General features: G+C 66.5%; 13 protein-coding genes and 2 tRNA genes. 7 read left to right on the plus strand and 8 right to left on the minus strand.

Annotation, left to right across the window (positions count from 1 at the left end):
• Positions 1-159: 159 nt before the first annotated feature.
• The 4 genes from lon (at position 160) to AC3FOF_RS09440 (ending at position 5,238) form a co-directional block, all read left to right on the plus strand.
• Entirely contained in the window at positions 160-2,571 is a 2,412-nt protein-coding gene (gene lon / locus AC3FOF_RS09425) for an endopeptidase La (protein ID WP_035807336.1), read from the plus strand.
• A 279-nt stretch (positions 2,572-2,850) separates the two neighbouring features.
• Positions 2,851-2,926 (plus strand) — tRNA-Val (locus AC3FOF_RS09430).
• A 53-nt stretch (positions 2,927-2,979) separates the two neighbouring features.
• Positions 2,980-3,056 (plus strand) — tRNA-Asp (locus tag AC3FOF_RS09435).
• A gap of 235 nt (positions 3,057-3,291) precedes the next feature.
• A complete protein-coding gene (locus AC3FOF_RS09440) occupies positions 3,292-5,238 on the plus strand; it encodes a SurA N-terminal domain-containing protein (RefSeq protein WP_488726440.1) in 1,947 nt (648 codons plus the stop codon).
• Between the two features lie 128 nt (positions 5,239-5,366).
• On the opposite strand, the gene AC3FOF_RS09445 is transcribed toward AC3FOF_RS09440, so the two are convergent.
• Positions 5,367-6,050 carry an arylesterase gene (locus tag AC3FOF_RS09445; RefSeq protein WP_017224978.1) on the minus strand — a complete coding sequence of 228 codons (684 nt, stop codon included), beginning with the start codon at positions 6,048-6,050 and terminating at the stop codon, positions 5,367-5,369.
• On the opposite strand from AC3FOF_RS09445, the gene AC3FOF_RS09450 reads away from it, so the two are divergent.
• Complete coding sequence (locus AC3FOF_RS09450) at positions 6,049-6,747, plus strand: ABC transporter ATP-binding protein (protein WP_035807342.1); 699 nt, start codon at positions 6,049-6,051, stop codon at positions 6,745-6,747. The two genes, AC3FOF_RS09445 and AC3FOF_RS09450, sit on opposite strands and share 2 nt — an antisense overlap.
• Positions 6,748-6,765: 18 nt before the next feature.
• On the opposite strand, the gene pgi is transcribed toward AC3FOF_RS09450, so the two are convergent.
• From pgi to AC3FOF_RS09465, 3 genes are all read right to left on the minus strand, one after another.
• Positions 6,766-8,400, minus strand: a complete 1,635-nt coding sequence (pgi, locus tag AC3FOF_RS09455; protein ID WP_276266989.1) for a glucose-6-phosphate isomerase — start codon at positions 8,398-8,400, stop codon at positions 6,766-6,768.
• Positions 8,401-8,879: 479 nt separating this feature from the next.
• Complete coding sequence (locus tag AC3FOF_RS09460; protein ID WP_488726441.1) at positions 8,880-10,496, minus strand: NAD(P)H-hydrate dehydratase; 1,617 nt, start codon at positions 10,494-10,496, stop codon at positions 8,880-8,882.
• Between the two features lie 121 nt (positions 10,497-10,617).
• Positions 10,618-11,961: an amidase gene (locus tag AC3FOF_RS09465; RefSeq protein WP_276266988.1), complete on the minus strand. Its 1,344-nt coding sequence runs from the start codon at positions 11,959-11,961 to the stop codon at positions 10,618-10,620.
• Positions 11,962-12,270: 309 nt separating this feature from the next.
• Between AC3FOF_RS09465 and AC3FOF_RS09470 the strand changes: the two genes are divergently transcribed.
• Complete coding sequence (locus tag AC3FOF_RS09470; RefSeq protein ID WP_017229522.1) at positions 12,271-12,870, plus strand: winged helix DNA-binding protein; 600 nt, start codon at positions 12,271-12,273, stop codon at positions 12,868-12,870.
• Between the two features lie 174 nt (positions 12,871-13,044).
• The gene (purL, locus tag AC3FOF_RS09475; protein ID WP_488726442.1) at positions 13,045-17,091 is read left to right on the plus strand and encodes a phosphoribosylformylglycinamidine synthase; all 4,047 of its coding nucleotides are present in this window, start codon (positions 13,045-13,047) and stop codon (positions 17,089-17,091) included.
• A gap of 121 nt (positions 17,092-17,212) precedes the next feature.
• Here purL and AC3FOF_RS09480 read toward each other — a convergent pair whose 3' ends face one another.
• The 4 genes from AC3FOF_RS09480 to AC3FOF_RS09495 form a co-directional block, all read right to left on the minus strand.
• Entirely contained in the window at positions 17,213-17,494 is a 282-nt protein-coding gene (locus AC3FOF_RS09480; RefSeq protein ID WP_017229524.1) for a hypothetical protein, read from the minus strand.
• A 246-nt stretch (positions 17,495-17,740) separates the two neighbouring features.
• The gene (locus AC3FOF_RS09485) at positions 17,741-18,574 is read right to left on the minus strand and encodes a molybdopterin-dependent oxidoreductase (RefSeq protein ID WP_488726443.1); all 834 of its coding nucleotides are present in this window, start codon (positions 18,572-18,574) and stop codon (positions 17,741-17,743) included.
• Positions 18,571-19,209, minus strand: a complete 639-nt coding sequence (locus tag AC3FOF_RS09490; RefSeq protein ID WP_035815446.1) for a cytochrome b/b6 domain-containing protein — start codon at positions 19,207-19,209, stop codon at positions 18,571-18,573. Before AC3FOF_RS09490 ends, AC3FOF_RS09485 begins: the two co-directional genes overlap by 4 nt.
• Positions 19,210-19,286: 77 nt before the next feature.
• The gene (locus AC3FOF_RS09495) at positions 19,287-19,916 is read right to left on the minus strand and encodes a hypothetical protein (protein WP_488726444.1); all 630 of its coding nucleotides are present in this window, start codon (positions 19,914-19,916) and stop codon (positions 19,287-19,289) included.
• Positions 19,917-20,054: the final 138 nt, after the last annotated feature.

The following is a 20,054-nucleotide window of genomic DNA, read 5'->3' on the forward strand; positions in this document are numbered from 1 at the left end:
TCGTAAAACGAAGGGGAGGAAACGGGGGTATGCTGTTTGGACGGGTCTTGCAAGTGCAGGGAGCAGCATTTGCACCAGGTATGGAATCGCTGGCAAAGCCTATCTTGCAATCGATTCATGCGGCCCAATTTACGCCTAAATGACTGACTGGGGAAAATGATGTCCGGAACACAACTCCTCCCGGCTGAGCCGATTCGCCTCCCACTGTTGCCCCTGCGCGACGTGGTGGTGTTTCCGCACATGGTGATCCCACTGTTCGTGGGACGTCCGAAGTCCATCAAGGCGCTAGAAACTGCGATGGAGTCGGGCAAAAGCATCATGCTTGTAGCCCAGAAAACGGCGGCCAAGGATGAACCGACCGCCGACGACCTCTACGAGGTAGGCTGCATCGCCAACATCCTGCAAATGCTCAAGCTGCCCGACGGCACCGTCAAGGTGCTGGTGGAAGGCACGCAGCGCGCGAATATCCGCGAAGTGAGCGAAGACGAATCGCACTTCATGTGCGAAGCCGTGCCGGTGCCGCCGGGCCCGGTCGAGACCGCCGAGACGGAGGCGCTGCGCCGCGCCATCGTGTCGCAGTTCGACCAGTACGTGAAGCTGAACAAGAAGATCCCGCCCGAGATCCTGACCTCGCTGTCGGGTATCGACGAGCCTGGCCGCCTGGCCGACACCATCGCCGCGCATCTGCCGATCAAGCTCGAGCAGAAGCAGAAGATCCTGGAGATGGTGAATGTCACCGAACGCCTGGAGAGCCTGCTGTCGCAGCTCGAGGGCGAGATCGACATCCTGCAGGTGGAAAAGCGCATCCGTGGCCGCGTCAAGCGCCAGATGGAGAAGAGCCAGCGCGAGTACTACCTCAACGAGCAGGTCAAGGCCATCCAGAAGGAACTGGGCGAAGGCGAAGAGGGCGCCGACCTGGAAGAACTCGACAAGCGCATCAAGGCTGCGCGCATGCCGAAGGAAGCCAAGAAGAAGGCCGACGCCGAATTCAAGAAGCTCAAGCTGATGTCGCCGATGTCGGCCGAAGCCACCGTCGTGCGCAACTACATCGACACGCTGGTCAACCTGCCGTGGCGCAAGAAGAGCAAGGTCAACAACGACCTCGCCAACGCCGAGCGCGTGCTGGACGAAGACCACTACGGCCTGGAGAAGGTCAAGGAACGCATTCTCGAGTACCTCGCGGTGCAACAGCGCGTGGACAAGGTGAAGGCGCCGATCCTGTGCCTGGTCGGCCCCCCCGGCGTGGGCAAGACCTCGCTTGGCCAGTCGGTGGCGCGCGCCACGAACCGCAAGTTCGTGCGCATGGCACTGGGCGGCGTGCGTGACGAAGCCGAGATCCGCGGCCACCGCCGCACGTATATCGGCTCGATGCCCGGCAAGATCCTGCAAAGCCTGGCCAAGGTCGGCGTGCGCAATCCGCTCTTCCTGCTCGACGAGATCGACAAGATGGGCATGGATTTCCGCGGCGATCCTTCGTCGGCGTTGCTCGAGGTGCTGGACCCGGAACAGAACCACACCTTCCAGGACCATTACATCGAGGTCGACTTCGACCTGTCCGACGTGATGTTCGTGGCGACCTCCAACTCGCTGAACATTCCGCCGCCGCTGCTGGACCGGATGGAAGTGATTCGCCTGTCGGGGTACACCGAGGAAGAGAAGGTCAATATCGCCCAGCGCTACCTGCTGCCCAAGCAGATCAAGAACAATGGTCTGAAGGCAGGCGAGATGGAAGTGAGCGAAGACGCCCTGCGCGACATCATTCGCTACTACACGCGTGAAGCGGGCGTTCGTTCGCTCGAGCGCGAAGTGTCGAAGATCGCCCGCAAGGTCGTCAAGCTGCTGCTGCTCAAGAAGGAAACGGGCACGGTCAAGGTGGCGTCGTCCAACCTGGACAAGTTCCTCGGCGTGCGCAAGTACGACTTCGGCCTGGCCGGCAAGGAAAACCAGGTAGGCCAGGTGACCGGTCTGGCGTGGACGGAAGTGGGCGGCGATCTGCTGACCATCGAAGCCGCGATCATGCCGGGCAAGGGCAACATCACCCGTACCGGTTCGCTGGGCGACGTGATGAAGGAATCGGTCGAGGCGGCGCGTTCGGTGGTGCGCTCGCGGGCACGTCGTCTGGGCATCACGGACGAGATGTTCGAGAAGCGCGACATCCACATCCACGTGCCCGAAGGCGCCACCCCCAAGGATGGTCCTTCGGCCGGCGGCGCCATGACCACGGCGCTGGTGTCGGTGCTCACGGGTATCCCGGTGCGCGCTGACGTGGCCATGACCGGCGAGATCACGCTGCGCGGCGAAGTCCTGCCGATCGGTGGCCTCAAGGAGAAACTGCTCGCGGCGCATCGCGGCGGTATCAAGCTGGTGCTGATCCCCGAAGAGAACGTGAAGGATCTCGCCGAGATTCCGGACAACGTCAAGAACGCCATCGAGATCATCCCGGTGCGCTGGATCGACAAGGTCCTGGAACTGGCGCTCGAGCGCAAGCCCGAGCCGTTGCCGGAAGAAGTGGCCAAGCCTGCCGACGTGGCGGACAAGGCCGCGGCCAAGGTCGAGATGATTCATCACTGACCTTGCCGTAGTCAGCTTGTGAGAAACGCCGCGGGTGCCCCCCGCGGCGTTTTTTTGTCGGGTGGCAGATGGTCACCGCGCATCGCGTGATGCGTGCGTAGTGGGCGTTTTTCGCGCGGCTTGCGGAGCGCTTTCGTGCCGTTGAAAATGACTGTCAAGAAAGCTTGGCAAAATGCCAACGGCTGTATTACACTTGCGGCCTCGCAACGCAAACAGCAGTAATTTCTCTGAAATGTGCGCGGCGATGCTTGCAGCATGCAGTGCGGCTGCGGTACGAGCGGGTGCTTAGCTCAGTTGGTAGAGCGGCGCCCTTACAAGGCGTAGGTCGGGGGTTCGAGCCCCTCAGCACCCACCATCGCTCCTGCCGCAAGACGATCCGCACAGCGCGCGTGTTGCTGCACAGATTCAGGAGTGGTAGTTCAGTTGGTTAGAATACCGGCCTGTCACGCCGGGGGTCGCGGGTTCGAGTCCCGTCCACTCCGCCAAACATGCAGTCAGCAAAACGGGCCCTTGTGGCCCGTTTTGCTTTTTGCGCTTCCTGCGGTTCTTTCCCCGATTCTGTCCTTGCTCCCCGCTCTGCCTGTCCCGGGTTACGCGCTGCGCAGGGGGCCAGCCGGCTTCACAGGCGGCGCCCGAGGCGCCGCAAATGACGTGAAGCTTGCCGCTCCTGATAGAATCCCGGAGTTTGCCGTTCGGTACCAACCCTTTTCCTGAGTCAGCATGCTTGATTTCGTACGCAACAACCGGCGCTTGATGCTTTTGCTGCTGCTGGTGCTTGTCTTCCCGTCGTTCGTGTTCTTCGGCGTGGAGAGCTACTCGCGTTTCATGGACAGTTCGCACGACGCTGCCAAGGTGGATGGCCGTGCCATCACCACCCAGGAAGTCGACAATGTGGTGCGCGACCAGAGCGAGCGCATGCGCCAGATGCTGGGCACGAACTACGACCCGCGTCAGTTCGAAGGCGCGCAGGCGCGCCAGCAAGTGCTGGACCAGCTGATCCAGCAGCGCGTGGTGGCCAATGAAGTGGCCAACAAGCACCTGACCGTCTCCAACGAGCGCCTGTTCGAGGCCATCAGCAGCATTCCCGCCATCGCCCAGTTGCCGAAGAAGAAGGACGGCACCATCGACGACAAGGCCTATATCGCCTTGCTGGCGCAGCAAGGCATGACGCCCGAGCAGTTCGACGCGCGCATGCGTTTCGATCTGGCCACCCAGCAGCTCGGCACCTCCATCGGCGCTACCGCGTTCATGCCGAAGTCGCTGCTCGACCGCCTGATCGCCATCCGCGACCAACAGCGCGAGGTGCAGGCGCTGCTGATCAAGCCGGCCGGGTTCGCCGCCAAGGTCAATCCCGACGAAGCCGCACTCAAGGCTTACTACGAAAGCCACAAGGCCGACTTTTCGGTGCCCGAGCAGGCCAAGGTCGAGTACCTTGTTCTGTCGGCAGCTGCGCTGGCCGCGTCGACCACGGTCTCGCCCGAAGAACTCAAGTCCTACTACGACAGCAATATCGCGCGCTTCCGTACCGATGAGCAGCGCCGCGCCAGCCATATCCTGATCGCCTCGCCCAAGGACGCGCCGGCAGCGGACCGCAAGGCGGCCAAGGAAAAGGCCACCAGGCTGCTCGAGGATCTGCGCAAGCATCCCGAGACCTTCGCCGACGTGGCGCGCAAGCAGTCGCAGGACCCGGGCTCGGCGGAAAAGGGCGGCGACCTCGGCTTCATGGGCCGCGGCGCGCTGGTCAAGCCGTTCGAGGACGCCATGTACGCGCTGAAGGACGGCCAGATCAGCGACGTGGTGGAAACCGACTACGGCTATCACATCATCAAGCTCACCGGCATCAAGCCGGCGGAAACCAAGTCGCTCGACCAGGTCCGTACCGACCTGGAAGCGGAACTGCGCCAGCAGCTCGCGGCCAAGAAGTACACCGAACTGGCCGACGCTTTCGGCAATACGGTCTATGAGCAGTCCGACAGCCTCAAGCCCGCGGCCGACAAGTTCAAGCTGACCATCCAGAGCGCCGACAGCGTGACGCGCCTGCCCAACCCGGCGCTGGGTCAAAGCCCGCTCAACAACGAGAAGCTGCTCAAGGCCCTGTTCAGCGACGATTCGGTCAAGAACAAGCGCAATACCGAGGCAGTGCAGGTGGCGCCCAATACGCTGGTGGCGGCGCGCATCGTCGACTACCGTCCGGCGGCCGTGCGCAAGTTCGAAGAGGTGCAGGCCAAGGTGCGTGAAGGCTATATCGCGCAGCAGGCCGCCGAGCTGGCGAAGAAGGAAGGTGCGGCGCGTCTCGAGGCGCTGAAGAAGAGCGGCGGCACCGATGGTTTTGGCGCGCCGGTGACGGTCTCGCGCGCCAAGGCGGATGGCCTGGCGCCGAAGGCGCTTGAAGCCGTGATGCGCGCCGATACGACGAAGCTGCCTTCGCTGGTTGGCGTGGATCTCGGCGCCGACGGTTATGCCATCTATCGCATCGGCAAGGTCAGCCAGCCGGCGCAGGCCGATGCCGCGCAACGTCAGGGCGAGGCGCAGCAACTGGCGCAAATGGCCGGCCAGAGCGAACTGGAAGCCTTCTACGAAAGCCTGAAGGACCGCGCCAAGGTGAAGGTGCTCAGGCCCGCGGTTGCGGCGGATGCCGGTGCTGCCAGCGGGGCCGCGGCACAGTAATACGATGAGGAGCAAGCGGGCAGGGAGCATGGAACAAGCTCCCGAGCCGCGCCACAAAGGAAAAAGGCGCCATGGGCGCCTTTTTTCTTTCTGCTGGCAACACGCCAGCGCACGGGACCCGAGCGCTCCTAGCGGCCCGCCGTCCGTGCGGCCGGCGCCTTCAGCAGAGGCTTGAGCTGGGGCCACACCGTGTCGAGCAATGTCGCCTGCGCTTGTGCGGTGGGATGCATGCGATCCGCCTGGAACCACTGCGGCTTGCCGACCACCTGCTCCAGCAGGAAGGGCACCAGCCGCGTCTTGTACTCGCCGGCCAGCTTGGGGTAGAGCGAGAAGAAGCGCTCGGTGTAGTCCGGCCCGTAGTTGGGCGGGATGCGCATGCCAACCAGCAGCACGCTGGCCTTGGCCTGCTGGGCGCCGGTGACGATGCTGCGCAGATTGGCCTCGGTGGTTTGCAGCGCAAGGCCGCGCAAGGCGTCGTTGGCTCCCAGTTCCACCACGACCACCGCCGGGTGATGCCGTGCCAGCAGATCGGGCAGGCGGGTCTTGCCGCCCACCGTGGTCTCGCCGCTGATGCTGGCATTCACGACGTTATAATCGAAGCGCTCCTCGCGCAGCCGTGCTTCCAGCAGCTTGACCCAGCCGGCATCGCGCGCAATGCCATACTCCGCCGACAGGCTGTCGCCCAGCACCAGGATGGCGGGCGTTGCCGCCCGCGCCATCGACGCCGTGGCCGGCACCATCGCGGGCAGCAGCGTGGTCACGCATACCGCCAGCGCCAGCTTTCGCCAACCGCACCAGAACTTCTTGCTCATGTCTTCATCCATTCTTGCAGTCGAGTCATTAGGAAAGACCGTAGCCGACACGACGGGTTCGCTGACGATTTTGCACGACGTCACGTTTTCCGTCACGCGTGGTGAAACGCTGGCCATCGTCGGCGCATCCGGCTCGGGCAAGTCGACGCTGCTTGGCTTGCTGGCCGGCCTGGACCTGCCCACCACGGGCACGGTGAGGCTCAACGGGCAAGACCTGTTCCAGCTCGATGAGGACCAGCGCGCGGCGCAGCGCGGGCGCCATGTGGGCTTCGTCTTCCAGTCGTTCCAGCTGGTCGGGCACCTCAGCGCGCTGGAGAACGTCATGCTGCCGCTCGAACTGCGCGGCGAAACCGCAGGCGTGCGCGAGCGTGCCGCCGATATGCTGGAGCGGGTAGGGCTGGGGGGGCGTCTCTCGCACTATCCGCGCACGCTCTCGGGCGGCGAGCAGCAGCGCGTGGCGCTGGCGCGGGCCTTTGTGGCCCGCCCCGATATCCTGTTCGCGGACGAGCCTACCGGCAGCCTGGATACCGCCACCGGCGAAGCCGTGATTGCGCTGATGTTCGAGTTGAATCGCGATGCGGGTTCGACGCTTGTGCTGGTCACCCATGATCGCTCGGTGGCGGCACGCTGCGGGCGCATCCTCACCATCGAAGCCGGCCGCGTAGCCAGCGATGAATGGATGACAGTCCCGGTATAGCGGTATGGGGCCAGCGCTTCAGGCGCCGCCCAGCGCTGCGCGCGCCCGCGCGATCAGCGCGCCGGTGGAGGCATCGTGCCCGCTTGCCGAAGCGGCCTGTCCGCCGGTGAGTTCGCCTTCGATCGGTTTGGCCAGGATCTTGCCCAGCTCCACGCCCCATTGATCGAAGGAATTGATATTCCAGACCACGCCTTGCACGAAGGTGCGGTGTTCATACAGGGCGATAAGCGCGCCCAGCGTATGCGGCGTGACGTCATCCATCAGCAGCGTATTGCTCGGACGGTTGCCTTCGAACACCATATGGGCGATACGGATCTCGTCGCTCAGGCCGGTGGCGCGCAGCTCCTCGGCGCTGCGGCCGCGCATCAGCGCCTCGGCCTGGGCAAAGCAATTGGCCAGCAGCTTGGCGTGATGCCCGGGCAGTTCGCGGGGCGGCCGCAGCGGCGCCACGAAATCCACCGGCACGATCTGCGAGCCCTGGTGGATCAGCTGGAAATAGGCATGCTGGCCGTTGGTGCCGGCCGAGCCCCAGACCACCGGCGCGGTATGGGCGCGCACGTGGCGGCCGTCGAGCTGGACCGACTTGCCGTTGCTCTCCATTTCCAGTTGCTGCAGGAAGGCGGGGAACAGTTCGAGCGAGGTCGAATAAGGCGCCATGCAGCTGGTCGGCATGCCGAAGAAATTGCGATACCAGATGCCGAGCATCCCCAGTATCACCGGCATATTCCGCGCCAGCGGCGCGCTGCCGAAATGCTCGTCCATGGCGCGGCCGCCGGCCAGCAGGTCGTCGAACGCATCGAAGCCGACCGCGAGGGCAATGGACAACCCGACCGAGGACCATAGCGAGAAGCGCCCGCCGATCCAGTCCCAGAACTCGAACATATTGGCCGGGTCGATGCCGAAGGCGCGCACCGCTTCAAGGTTGGTCGACACCGCAGCGAAATGCCTGGCCAGCTGGTGCTCCGCCACGCCCCCGGCGAGGAACCACTGGCGCGCGCTATTGGCGTTGGCCATGGTCTCGAGCGTGGTGAAGGTCTTCGAGCAGACGATCACCAGGGTCTGTTCGGGGTCGAGCCGCTCCAGCGTTTCGGCCAGTTCGGTCCCGTCCACGTTGGAGACGAAATGCATGCGCGGCCCGCCGCCGGCCAGGTGGGAAAGGGCGCGGCAAACCATGCGCGGGCCCAGGTCCGAGCCACCTATGCCGATATTGATGACGTCGGTGATGCGCTTGCCGGTGGCGCCGGTCCAGCCGCCGCCGCGCACGCGTTCCGAGAAGACCCGCATACGCGCAAGCACATCGTGGATGGCCGGCATCACCGGCTTGCCGTCCACCTTGAACGATGCGCCCGGCGCGGCGCGCAGCGCAATATGCAGCACAGCGCGATCCTCGGTGGCATTGATGTGGTCGCCGGCAAACATGGCATCGCGGCGCTTCGGCACGCCGGCCTCATCGGCCAGTTGCATCAGCAGGGCGAACGTCCGGGGCGTGATGCGGTTTTTCGAGAAATCGAGATACAGGCCCGCCGCTTCCAGGGAAAACTGCTCGACGCGCTGAGCCGCGTCGCCGGCAGCGAACCATTCGCGCATAGGCGTTTCGCGAATGGCCTCATGGTGTTGCAGGAGAGAGTGCCAGGCGTGGAGATCGGTGGGCATGCGTGTGGAATTCTCTGGGGATAGTGCGGAAATACCGTTTCAAGCGAAATTTCTGGGTTGCGGCCGGCACCGGCCGCATGTGGCCCGCTGTCATTGCCAGCCGAACGCGCCGCTTCGATCGTGCGCCGGAGCCGGCGATCGGAAGCGCTTCAAGTATAACGCCCCCGCAGCGGCCTATTTTAGGAATTGGCTGCAATGCTGTGCATTGGCGCCATTTGCAGAAACAATAGCAGGGCGCATCTGGCCCGGCTGTCGGTGGCTCTCTGACATTGCGCCGTCTGTCTGAACCGGCGGGCAGCTGCGCGCACGCCGGTTCTCCCCTCGCCACGCAGACGCCGCCGGCGCAGATCACCGCCACCTCAAGCCCGGTGATCCAGTCCGGCAACTGGCCGAACGCCAGATAGCCGATGGGGGTGGCCGACAGGATCTGCAGGTAGTGGAAGGGGCTGAGGCGTGGCTGCCGCCGCCGGTGGCGTTGCTCATGCGCCGCGCGGATCCCGCAGCAGGGCATTGAACAGGCTGCGCACGGGTGGATAGAGCTCGCTCGCGGTGAGGCCGGCGGGCCCGATGCCTTGCGCCACCAGCTGGTCGGCGGCTCGCCCGTGCAGCCAGACCGCCGCCAGCGCCGCCTGCAGCGGCGGCATGCCCTGGGCGAGCAGCGCGCCGATCATGCCGGCCAGTACGTCTCCCGTGCCGGCGGTGGCCAGCGCGGCATTGCCGGTGGGGTTGACCGAGAGGGAAATGGCGGCGGCGCCATCCGATGGCGCGGCAATCACCGTGCCGGAACCCTTGAGCACGATGACCGCCCGCCATTGCGCCGCCAGCGCCCGTGCCGCCGCCAGCCGGTCGCGCTGGATCCCGGCCACGCCGATGCCAGTCAGGCGCGCGGCCTCGAGCGGGTGCGGCGTCATCACGCGCACCAGCGGACTGTCGGTCAGCATGGCGGCGAGCGCGGTGTCCGCGGCGAGCAGGTTCAGCGCATCGGCATCCAGGACCAGGGCAGGCGGCGCGCTGGCGGCGGCGCCACTCTGCAGCAGCTGGGCGAGCTGCATGCGCGCCGCGGTGCCGGTGCCCATGCCCGGGCCGATCACCAGTGCCGACATGGCGGACAGCTCGACCTCCCCGATCGGGTGCAGCATCAGCTCCGGGTGAACCGGATCGAGCAGCGGTGCGGGTTGCGCGAGGAAGCCGATATGCACGCGTCCCGCGCCAAGATGCTGGGCCGCGCGCGCGCCCAGCAGCGGCGCCCCGGTCATGCCGATGCTGCCGCCGATCACCGCGAGCGAGCCGAACGTGCCTTTGTTGGTGGCGTGGCGGCGCCTGGGCAGCGCCGCGGAGAAGGCCGCCGGCACATTGACCGTGGCGCAGGCCTGCTGGGCGGGCGGATAGATCAGGCCGAGCGGGGCGATGTCGACCTCGCCGGCGCAGTCGCGTCCATCCAGCGTCAGCAGGCCGGGCTTGGCGCCAATGAAGGTCAGCGTGCGGCAGGCGCGCACCGCCGGTGTGCCGGCGCCTGTATCGGCGAACAGCCCGCTCGGAATGTCGAGCGCGAACACAGGCAGTCCTGCATCGGCAAGCTGCGCGATCCATTGCGCCACGAAGCCATCGGCGGCACGGTTCAGGCCGATGCCGAGCAGGCCATCGACCACGGCGCAGGTGTCTGCGGGAAACGGTGGCAGGCCGTCATGGCAGGCGGATTCCGGCACGGCGTGCAGCGGCACGCCTGCCGTGCGCGCTTCGTGCCAGGCCCGGGCGGCGTCGGCGGGCAGGCGATCGGGCTCGGCCGTCAGCCATACCTGGACCGGGCGCCCGGCCTGGTGCAGCCGGGTGGCGGCCACCAGCGCATCGCCGCCGTTGTTGCCGGGCCCGGCCAGCAGCAGCAGCGGGCCCGCCGGGGCATGGTGCGCAAGCCAGGCGGCCGCGGCGGCGCCCGCCCGTGTCATCAGTGCGAAAGCGGGCAGGCTGGCCATGGCGGTTGCCTCGATGGCGCGGATGGCGGCGACGTCGTAGAGCGGGATCGGGCTGGCGCTTGCCGCGTCCAGGGGCAACCACCCGTCGACGGGCAGCGAGGATGTGATCGGGGTAGAAGTTTGCATGATCAGCGGGGGCCCAGGCCGTAGCGGGCAGGGGTCAGGCCATCCAGCGCGATGCCGGGGCGATTGCCGGCGATCGGCTCGGCGGCAATGCGGCCGGAGCCGCATGTTCTTGCCCGGCGCTTCACGCGGCTGGCTTGACGATGGATTCCAGCGCAATTGCCGTGCCCAGCAGTTGCGCGTCGCGCATCGCACCGTGCGAGAGCATCAGGCCCACCGGCAGTTCGTCCGGCTGGTGGCAGGGTAGCGAGATCGAGCAGCCGTCGAGGAAGTTGAAGGCCGAGGTATTGCGCAGCAGCAGGGCGTTGGTGCGGAAGAAAAGGGTGTCGTCGGACACCAGCGGCGCAATCGCCGGCGCCACCATCGGCACGGTGGGGCAGGCCACGGCGTCGAAGCCTTCGATACGTGCCGTTACGCGGGCGATCCAGTCGGCGCGGGCGCGCATCAGGTCCACGTAGTCGGCCGCGCCCATGCTGGCGCCGCGCTCGATGCGGGACGCCACGCGCGGGTCGTATTGTTCGCGCCGGGTGGCCAGGACGTGGCGGTGGATGGCATAGGCTTCGGCGGCGCTGAAGCCGCCGGCCGCATTGATGGCGGGCAGCTCGGCCAGTTCCGGCAGGTCAATATGCTCGATCTGCACGCCGGCGGCGGACAGCCGGCCCAGGGCGCGGTCGAAGGCATGCGCCACGGTGGCGTCGAGGTCGTCCAGCAGGTACTGGCGCGGGATGGCCAGGCGGATGCCGGCCGCGGCCTTGATGGCCGGCAGCACCGCCTGGTCGGCGATCACGCCGTCCACCAGCACGCAGTCCTGCACTGTGCGCGCCATGGCGCACGCGGTGTCGAGCGTGTAGGACAGCGGGAAGGCACCATCCAGCGGCACTCGGCGGCTGGTCGGCTTGAACCCGGTCAGCCCGCACAAGGCTGCCGGAATGCGGATGGAACCGCCGGTATCGCTGCCCAGTCCGGCCACCGCCAGGCCAAGCGCCACCGAAACCGCGGCACCGGAGGACGAGCCGCCGGGAATGCGTGCCACCTGGGCATCGGCAGGGTTCGCCGGCGTGCCGAAATGCGGGTTGATGCCGACGCCGGAGAAGGCGAACTCGGTCATATTGGTGCGCCCGACCAGCGCCGCGCCGCAGTCGCGCAGGCGGCGCACCACGGTTGCATCGGCGGTGGCCGCCACGGCGTCGCTGCGTACCGGCGAGCCGGCGCGCGTGGTTTCGCCGGCCACGTCGAACAGGTCCTTGACCGATACCGGCAGGCCCGCCAGGGGATGCAGCATCTTGCCGGCCTGGCTGGCCGCGTCGGCGGCCCTGGCTACCTGCGCGGCCGAGTCGAAGGTGGTATGCAGGAACACGGCCTGCGCCGCCGGCTGCTGCGCCAGATGCGCCGCCTGGGCAATCGCGTCGGCGCGCGAGGCCGCGCCTTCGCGCAGTCTTGTCTGCAATGTATGGATATCGGTGGGCATTGGGCTCGCGATCGGTCGCGCTCAGGGAGGGATCGGATCGAGTCTATCCAGTGCGCCTGCGCTGCGCAACCGGCTTCCTGGCGGGTATCGCCCCGTCCTCGCGGCGGTGCGCCGGCCCGCTTGTCCGCCTCTTTTTCGTGCAGGATTCACGGCGATATTCCCGATGTTTTGCTTGGATTTATTTGCTGGTTATCCGCATGATTTGCAAATAAACTATCAAGCCAAATCTGGCGGCCACAGCCTCGGGGATATACCTGATCCGCGTGGGCGCAGGCGCGCGCCGCAATCCATCAAGATAGGAGTGAAGACATGGCTCGCAAGCCAGCATCCGGCCAGGTCCTGGCCGAGGACGACCATGGCGCGCCCGACGCATCGGCCAGGGCGGCCAGCGCGCTCGCGCGCCCGCCCGGACCCAATATCGTGTCGTCTTCGCACCTGGTGTCCGAACGCAGCCCCGAGCTGTCCGAGTTCGAGTTCGGCCTGAACACGGCCTATAACGCGTACAGCCGCTGGGTGGTGCGCTGCATGGGCGCCTCCGGCGTGCGCGACCTGACCTTCCTCGACGTGCTGGTGCTGCACCACGTCAACCACCGCGCGCGCCCCAAGCGGCTGGCCGATATCTGCTTCGTGCTCAACGTCGAGGACACCCACCTGGTGACCTATGCGCTCAAGAAGCTGCAGGGCCTGGCGTTGGTGGAGGGCGAGCGGGTCGGCAAGGAAGCCACCTACATCACGACGCCTGCCGGTAGCGAAGCCTGCGCCCGCTACCGCGAGATCCGCGAGCAATGCCTGACCAGCAATTTCTCGGCGGGCAGCACCGAGAACGTCGAGATCGGCGAACTGGCACGGCTGCTGCGCGTGCTTACCGGCTTGTACGAGCAGGCCGCGCGCTCGGCGACCTCGCTGTAATCGCTGCGGCGGCGGGGGAGGCGGTGCGGCGCGCTTCCACGGGATGCGCTCTGCTGCAACGCAGGAATCCCCCTGCAACAAGGTATAATGCCGGTTTCCCGCCAGCACGGCGCCCCAACCAGCGGCGCCGGCCGGTAGCAGCCCCTACCTCCTGCCTTCCCGACCGCTCAGACCATGGCGCATTTCTCGTGCTTCCCCGGTGCATTGGCGCTTTCCGCCTTTCGCCAGCAACGCCTGCTCACCGCCCTCAAGCAGATCGACGCCGACATCGAGTCGGTGCATGGCCAGTTCCTGCATTTCGTCGACACCGATGTGCCGCTGTCGCAAGACGACAGCGCCCGCATTGGCGCGCTGCTGACCTATGGTGCGCCTTTCGAGTCACAGGCTGAGGGTGACCGCTTCGTGGTGATCCCGCGCTTCGGCACCATTTCCCCGTGGGCCAGCAAGGCGACCGATATCGCCCATAACTGCGGTTTCGAGCATGTGCACCGCGTCGAGCGTGGCGTTGAAATCACCGTGGTCTGCAAGAAGGGCCTGCTCCGTGGCCGCAAGTCGCTGGACGCGGATACGCGTGCAGCGGTGGCGGCTCACCTGTTCGACCGCATGACCGAAAGCGTGGTGGCATCCCGCGAAGACGCCGCCGGCCTGTTCCAGGAACTGCCGGCCAAGCCGCTGCGCTTTATCGACATCTCCGGTGGCCGCGCCGCGCTGGCGCAGGCCAATACCGAGATGGGCCTGGCGCTGTCGGAAGACGAGATCGACTACCTGGTCGACGCCTACGCCAAGCTGGAGCGCAACCCGACCGACGTCGAGCTGATGATGTTCGCGCAGGCCAACAGCGAACACTGCCGCCACAAGATCTTCAACGCCACCTGGACCATCGACGGCGTGCAGCAGGACAAGTCCCTGTTCGCCATGATCCGCAATACCCACCAGCTCAATCCGCAAGGCTCGGTGGTGGCGTACTCGGACAACTCCGCCGTGATGGAAGGCGACGTGGCCGAGCGCTGGTTCCCGCGCGGCACCGGGCAGAAGTACGGCCGCCACGAGGCGCTGACCCACACGCTGATGAAGGTGGAAACGCACAACCACCCGACCGCCATCTCGCCGTTCCCCGGTGCTTCCACCGGCGCCGGCGGCGAAATCCGCGACGAGGGCGCCACTGGCCGTGGCGGCAAGCCCAAGGCTGGCCTGACTGGCTTCACGGTCTCCAACCTGATGCTGCCCGATGCCGTGGAAGGCTGGGAAAACGCGCGCGACGCCGCCCAGCCGGTGGCGCACCGCAACCCGGCCGACAAGGTGAGCGTAACCGGCAAGCCGGACCGCATCGCCTCGCCGCTGCAGATCATGATCGATGGCCCGCTCGGCGGTGCCGCGTTCAACAACGAATTCGGCCGTGCCATCCTGGGTGGCTACTTCCGCGTCTACGAGCAGAACGTGGGCGGCACCGTGCGCGGCTATCACAAGCCGATCATGATTGCCGGCGGCATTGGCAACATCGACGCCGGCCATACGCACAAGAACCCGCTGCCTGCCGGCTCGCTGCTGATCCAGCTGGGCGGCCCGGGCATGCGCATCGGCATGGGCGGCAGCGCTGCCAGCTCGATGGCCACCGGCACCAACACGGCCGACCTGGACTTCGATTCGGTCCAGCGCGGCAACCCGGAAATGGAGCGGCGCGCGCAGGAAGTGATCAACGCCTGCTGGCAGCTCGGCGACGATAACCCCATCCTGTCGATCCACGACGTGGGCGCTGGCGGCATTTCCAATGCCTTCCCCGAACTGGTCGACGGCGCCGGCCGCGGCGCGCGCTTCGACCTGCGCCAGGTGCACCTGGAAGAGTCCGGCATGAGCCCGGCCGAGATCTGGTGCAACGAGTCGCAGGAACGCTATGTGATGGCCGTGGCGCCGGCGTCCTTCCCGCTGTTCCAGGCCATGTGCCAGCGCGAGCGTTCGCCGTTCGCGGTGGTCGGCATCGCCACCGAGGAGAAGCAGCTGCAGCTGGTCGACGCGCATGTCGATGCCTCGCTGAAGGAACACTATGCGGTGAACATGCCGATGGAAGTGCTGCTCGGCAAGCCGCCGCGCATGCACCGCGACGTCCGGCACGTGGAGCAAAGCCTGCCGCCGGTGGACGTGACCGGCATCGTGCTGGAGCAAGCCGTGCGCGACGTGCTGCGCCATCCGACCGTGGCCAGCAAGTCCTTCCTGATCACCATCGGCGACCGCACCGTGGGCGGCATGAACGCACGCGACCAGATGGTGGGTCCCTGGCAGGTGCCGGTAGCCGATGTTGCCGTGACCACGCTCGACTACAAGGGCCGTACCGGTGAAGCCATGACCATGGGCGAGCGCACGCCGCTGGCCGTGATCAACGCGCCGGCATCGGGCCGCATGGCCATCGGCGAAGCGCTGACCAACCTGGCCGCCGCGCCGGTCAAGGACCTGGGCAAGGTCAAGCTGTCGGCCAACTGGATGGCGGCTTGTGGCGTGGACGGCGAAGACGCCAAACTGTACGACACCGTGCATGCGGTCGGCATGGAACTGTGCCCGGCGCTCGGCATCAGCATCCCGGTGGGCAAGGATTCGCTGTCCATGCGCACCAAGTGGCAGGACAACGGCGTCGACAAGGAAGTGGTCGCACCGGTCTCGCTGATCATCTCGGCATTTGCCGCCGTGGACGACGTCAACCGTACCCTGACCCCGCAACTGCGCACCGATGCGGGCGACAGCGTGCTGATCGCCATCGACCTCGGCCGCGGCAAGAACCGGATGGGCGGCAGCATCCTGGCCCAGGTGACGCAGCAGGTGGGCGACGCCGCGCCGGACGTGGACAGCGCCGAAGACCTGAAGAACCTCTTCAACGTGATCCAGCGCCTGAACCGCGAAGGCAAGCTGCTGGCTTACCACGACCGTTCCGACGGCGGCTTCATGGCTGCCCTGGCGGAAATGGCCTTTGCCGGCCATTGCGGCCTGTCGCTCAACGTCGACATGCTGGCGCTGGACCCGCAGCAGGAGCAGGACTTCGGCGACGCCAAGAACTGGGCCCAGCAGATCTCCGAGCGCCGCAACGACCAGACCCTGCGCGCGCTGTTCTCCGAAGAACTCGGCGCGGTCATCCAGGTCCGCCTGGAAGAGCGCGATGCCGTGTTCGGCGTGCTGCGCGAAGTCGGCCTGTCGGCCTGCAGCCATGTGGTGGGCAAGCCCAACACCACTGACCAGATCGAGATCTACCGCGACGCCAAGAAGGTGTTCGGCGCGGCGCGCAGCGAACTGCAGCGCACCTGGAGCGAAGTCAGCTGGCGCATTGCGCGCCTGCGCGACAACCCGGCCTGCGCCGACAGCGAATACGACAGCCTGCTCGACGCGGCCGACCCTGGCATCTCGCCGGTGCTGAGCTTCGACCCGGCCGAGGATATCGCCGCGCCGTTCATTGCCACCGGTGCGCGTCCGCGCGTGGCGATCCTGCGCGAGCAGGGCGTCAACTCGCAGATCGAGATGGCCTACAGCATGGACCGCGCGGGCTTCGACACGCACGATGTCCATATGAGCGACCTGATCGCCGGCCGCGCCAGCCTGGCCGACTTCGCCGGCTTTGTCGCCTGCGGCGGCTTCAGCTACGGCGACGTGCTGGGCGCTGGCGAAGGCTGGGCCAAGACCATCCTGTTCAACGCGCAGATGGCCGAGCAGTTTGCCGCCTTCTTCAACCGCAAGGACACTTTCGCGCTGGGCGTGTGCAACGGCTGCCAGATGATGAGCAACCTTGCCCCGATCATCCCGGGCGCGGGCGCATGGCCCAAGTTCACGCGCAACCAGTCGGAGCAGTACGAAGCACGCTACGTCACCGTGGAAGTGCAATCCTCGCCGTCGATCTTCTTCGCCGGCATGGAAGGCAGCCGCATCCCCATCGTGGTGGCGCACGGCGAAGGCTTTGCCGACTTCTCGCAGCAAGGCGACAAGAGCCAGGCCCAGGTGGCGCTGCGCTTCGTGGACAACCGCGGCGCAGCGACGCAGACCTATCCGCTGAACCCGAACGGTTCGCCCGATGGCATCACCTCGGTGACGACGGTCGATGGCCGCTTCACCGTGCTGATGCCGCACCCGGAGCGCGTGTTCCGCACCGCTACCATGAGCTGGGCGCCGGATGCCTGGAAGCAGGTGGCCGACGGCGGCAGTCCGTGGATGCGCATGTTCCGCAATGCGCGCAAGTGGGTGGGGTGATTTAGCCCGCTTGCTGTTGCCATCAAGAAAAAGCCCGCGATCGTGGGCTTTTTCTGTTCCGAGGCGGGCAAGCGTGGCGGGCACGGAAAGGCGCAGGCTTTCCGCACGCCATCCACCCGCCTCAAGCCATCAACTGCGTGCTCCAGGGCTGGTACACGTAGTACAACGGCCGCTGCGGATCCGATTGCTTCGCGGATTCCGGCGCCGCGCCGCGCAGTTGCATGGTGACCAGGATCATGCGTGCCGCCTTGACCGGCGAGTAGCGGTCGCGCAACGGCAGCATCGGCAGCAACTCGCGCCACTCCGGCGGCAGGCCATCGTGGCTGAAGGTGCCTAGCGCGCAGTAGCCCCAGCCCTCGGAGGTGAGGTGCCAGAGTTGCCGGTAGGCACCGCCTGTTGCCATGGCCTCGCTCCTTCCTGCTGGCTGCGCGCTACGGTGGGGGGGGCTGCGCGGATGCCCACGATCTTACTCACGTGTGGCCGTGGAGGGAATGCCCCGTCGCCCGCAGCAGGTGTCAGCAGCACTTGCGGGACCTTGCGAGTGCTTTGCACGTTCCTGGCTCGGTATCCTCTGCCTTCTCCCGGTGCGCTGGCATGCATATATCGCGTGCGCCTGTGCTTGATGTGGCTGACGGCGCCCACATCGGGCCTAGAGCCCGCTGAACCAGTTGTACCCCTGGTCTTCCCAGTAGCCGCCAGGATTCTGGTTGGTGACGAAGAGCGCCGCGATGTGCTTGGGATTCTTGAAGCCAAGCTTGGTCGGTACGCGCAGCTTGAGCGGGTAGCCGTATCGGGCGGGCAGCGGCTCGCTGCCGAAATCCAGCGCCAGCATGGTCTGCGGGTGCAGCGCGGTAGCCATGTCGAGGCTCGAATAGTAGCGGTCCGCGCATTTGAAGCCGACATAGCGTGCGGTGGTGTCGGCGCCGATGCGTTCCAGGAAGATCCGCAGCGGTACGCCGCGCCACTCCCCGATCGCGCTCCAGCCCTCGATGCAGATGTGGCGCGTGATCTGCCCTGCCTGCGGCAGCGCGCGCAATTGCGCCAGGTTCCATGTGCGCTTGTCGGCGACGAGCCCGGAGACCTCGAGGCGGTAGTCGGTGCCATCGACCTCGGGCACATCGTATTCCGGGTAGAAGGCGTTGAAGGGAAAGGGCTGCGTGATCTGGCTGCGCGCATAGGTGGGCGCCAGCCGGTTGCGGTTGAACAGCCAGCCCTGCACGCGATCGTTCCAGCGCGACATCGACCACAGCACCTTGTCGACGGTATCGCCATCCTGCAAGGTGCAGCCCGCCAGCATGGACAGGGCGCCGAGTGACAGCGAGGAGCGCAGGAACAGGCGCCGCTGGAGCTGGGCGAGCTGCGGTCCGATGTCTGCCGCGCTGATGCGTTGCGGGGCAGGCGTGGCTGGGGTGACGAGAGGGCTTTCGCCGCGCACCTCGTCCTCGATGCGGACGATCCGCGTTGCATCGTCGGGCGTTCTCATGCTTTGGCGTCTCCATGAGCGGCGCGTCCGGTGAGCATCGGCAGCAAGGTCGACGGTACCAGGATGACCAGCGCAAGATGGACCAATACGAAGCCGACGATGCCAGCCATGGCGAAGAAATGCACGTGGCGCGCGGTATCGAAGCCGCCGAGCAGCGATGCCAGCCAGCCAAGTTGCACGGGCTTCCAGATAGCGAGGCCCGACGCCACCACCAGCACGCCAAGCGACAGGACCATCACGTACATCAGCCGTTGCACGGCGTTGTAGGCGCCTGGCCGGTGCGGCAGCCGGAACCGGACCGCCAGCGACGCGTCGCGCAGCACGCCGCGGGCGCTCAGCGGCAGGAAACGGCGCTGAAAGTGCCGGGTGGCCATGCCATAGCCGAGATAAAGCAGGCCGTTCGCGCATAGCAGCCACATGGCCGCAAGATGCCAGGCGATCGAGCCGCCGAGCCAGCCACCCACGGTGGCCCATGCCGGAAACCTGAAAGGGAACAGTGGCGACGCGTTGTAGATCGCCCAGCCGCTCATCGCCATGCAGGCCATGGCGAAGGCATTGACCCAGTGCGTCGCGCGTATGGCCAGCGGATGCACGATGGCGCGCCGCACGGGTTCGGATAGGGTTGGCTTCTGCATGGCGGGAAAAGGCATCGGGCGGGCGAGGTGGAGCGGGAAAGCCATCCCGGCCGCGCAGGCCCGGCCGGGATGCGCGCTTACATCGGCGGCACTACGCCGTGCTTGCCTGCCGAGATAAAGCGCGCGCTCAACGCTCCGTCGGCGGCCTTGCTGGCAAACAGCACGACGTGCACGCCCGGCGCCAGCAGGGAGCGGTCGCCCGGCTCCAGGTTGACGATGGGCACGTCGTCGGGAATCACGATGCGCTTCTCGCCGTCCGGATACTTCACGGTGATGGTGCGGCCATTGCTGACCACCACATTGCCCACCGTGCCGTTGGTCATGCTGCTGTTCTTGCCGAGATCCCATGCGCGGTGGCCTTCGCCGCTGCCACGCATGCTGGGCGGGAACACATGCACCTCGAGCGCCTTCAGCGAGCCGTCCGCCTGCGGCACGGCAGCCGAGCCGATATAGCTGCCGGCCTTGATCTCGTCGACCTTGGCCAGCGTCACGGCGCGCACCGCCGTATCCTTGGTCAGGCTCACGTCAATCTCCTGTCCCGTACGCGTGCGGACCTTCAGGCTGTCGCCGGCGACTGCAGTCACGGTGCCGCGCACGCCGATGGGCGCGGGCTGCGCCATCGCGGCCGGGGCGGCGGCAAGCAAGGCGGCGGCAAGCATGGCGGGCGCCACCAGGGTGCGAGTCAATCGGCTCGAAACGATCTTCATCGTGGAACTCCTCGGGAGGGGAAAGTGATTCGCAGCATAGGGCGCGGGCAAGGTCGTCCGGGTGACTTTTTAATGACAAAAATGTCATAACTCCGGCGCCGGCCCGCCGCTAGAATGGCAGCACACTCGTCGAACCGC

The sequence above is a fragment of the Cupriavidus sp. 96C5-1 genome (genome assembly GCF_057798855.1).

Excerpts from the sequence above, each read along its gene's own strand:
- lon (WP_035807336.1), top strand. The coding sequence starts at position 160 with ATGTCCGGAACACAACTCCTCCCGGCTGAGCCGATTCGCCTCCCACTG.
- AC3FOF_RS09440 (WP_488726440.1), top strand. The coding sequence starts at position 3,292 with ATGCTTGATTTCGTACGCAACAACCGGCGCTTGATGCTTTTGCTGCTG.
- AC3FOF_RS09450 (WP_035807342.1), top strand. The coding sequence starts at position 6,049 with ATGTCTTCATCCATTCTTGCAGTCGAGTCATTAGGAAAGACCGTAGCC.
- AC3FOF_RS09445 (WP_017224978.1), bottom strand. The coding sequence starts at position 6,050 with ATGAGCAAGAAGTTCTGGTGCGGTTGGCGAAAGCTGGCGCTGGCGGTA.
- pgi (WP_276266989.1), bottom strand. The coding sequence starts at position 8,400 with ATGCCCACCGATCTCCACGCCTGGCACTCTCTCCTGCAACACCATGAG.
- AC3FOF_RS09460 (WP_488726441.1), bottom strand. The coding sequence starts at position 10,496 with ATGCAAACTTCTACCCCGATCACATCCTCGCTGCCCGTCGACGGGTGG.
- AC3FOF_RS09465 (WP_276266988.1), bottom strand. The coding sequence starts at position 11,961 with ATGCCCACCGATATCCATACATTGCAGACAAGACTGCGCGAAGGCGCG.
- AC3FOF_RS09470 (WP_017229522.1), top strand. The coding sequence starts at position 12,271 with ATGGCTCGCAAGCCAGCATCCGGCCAGGTCCTGGCCGAGGACGACCAT.
- purL (WP_488726442.1), top strand. The coding sequence starts at position 13,045 with ATGGCGCATTTCTCGTGCTTCCCCGGTGCATTGGCGCTTTCCGCCTTT.
- AC3FOF_RS09480 (WP_017229524.1), bottom strand. The coding sequence starts at position 17,494 with ATGGCAACAGGCGGTGCCTACCGGCAACTCTGGCACCTCACCTCCGAG.
- AC3FOF_RS09485 (WP_488726443.1), bottom strand. The coding sequence starts at position 18,574 with ATGAGAACGCCCGACGATGCAACGCGGATCGTCCGCATCGAGGACGAG.
- AC3FOF_RS09490 (WP_035815446.1), bottom strand. The coding sequence starts at position 19,209 with ATGCAGAAGCCAACCCTATCCGAACCCGTGCGGCGCGCCATCGTGCAT.
- AC3FOF_RS09495 (WP_488726444.1), bottom strand. The coding sequence starts at position 19,916 with ATGAAGATCGTTTCGAGCCGATTGACTCGCACCCTGGTGGCGCCCGCC.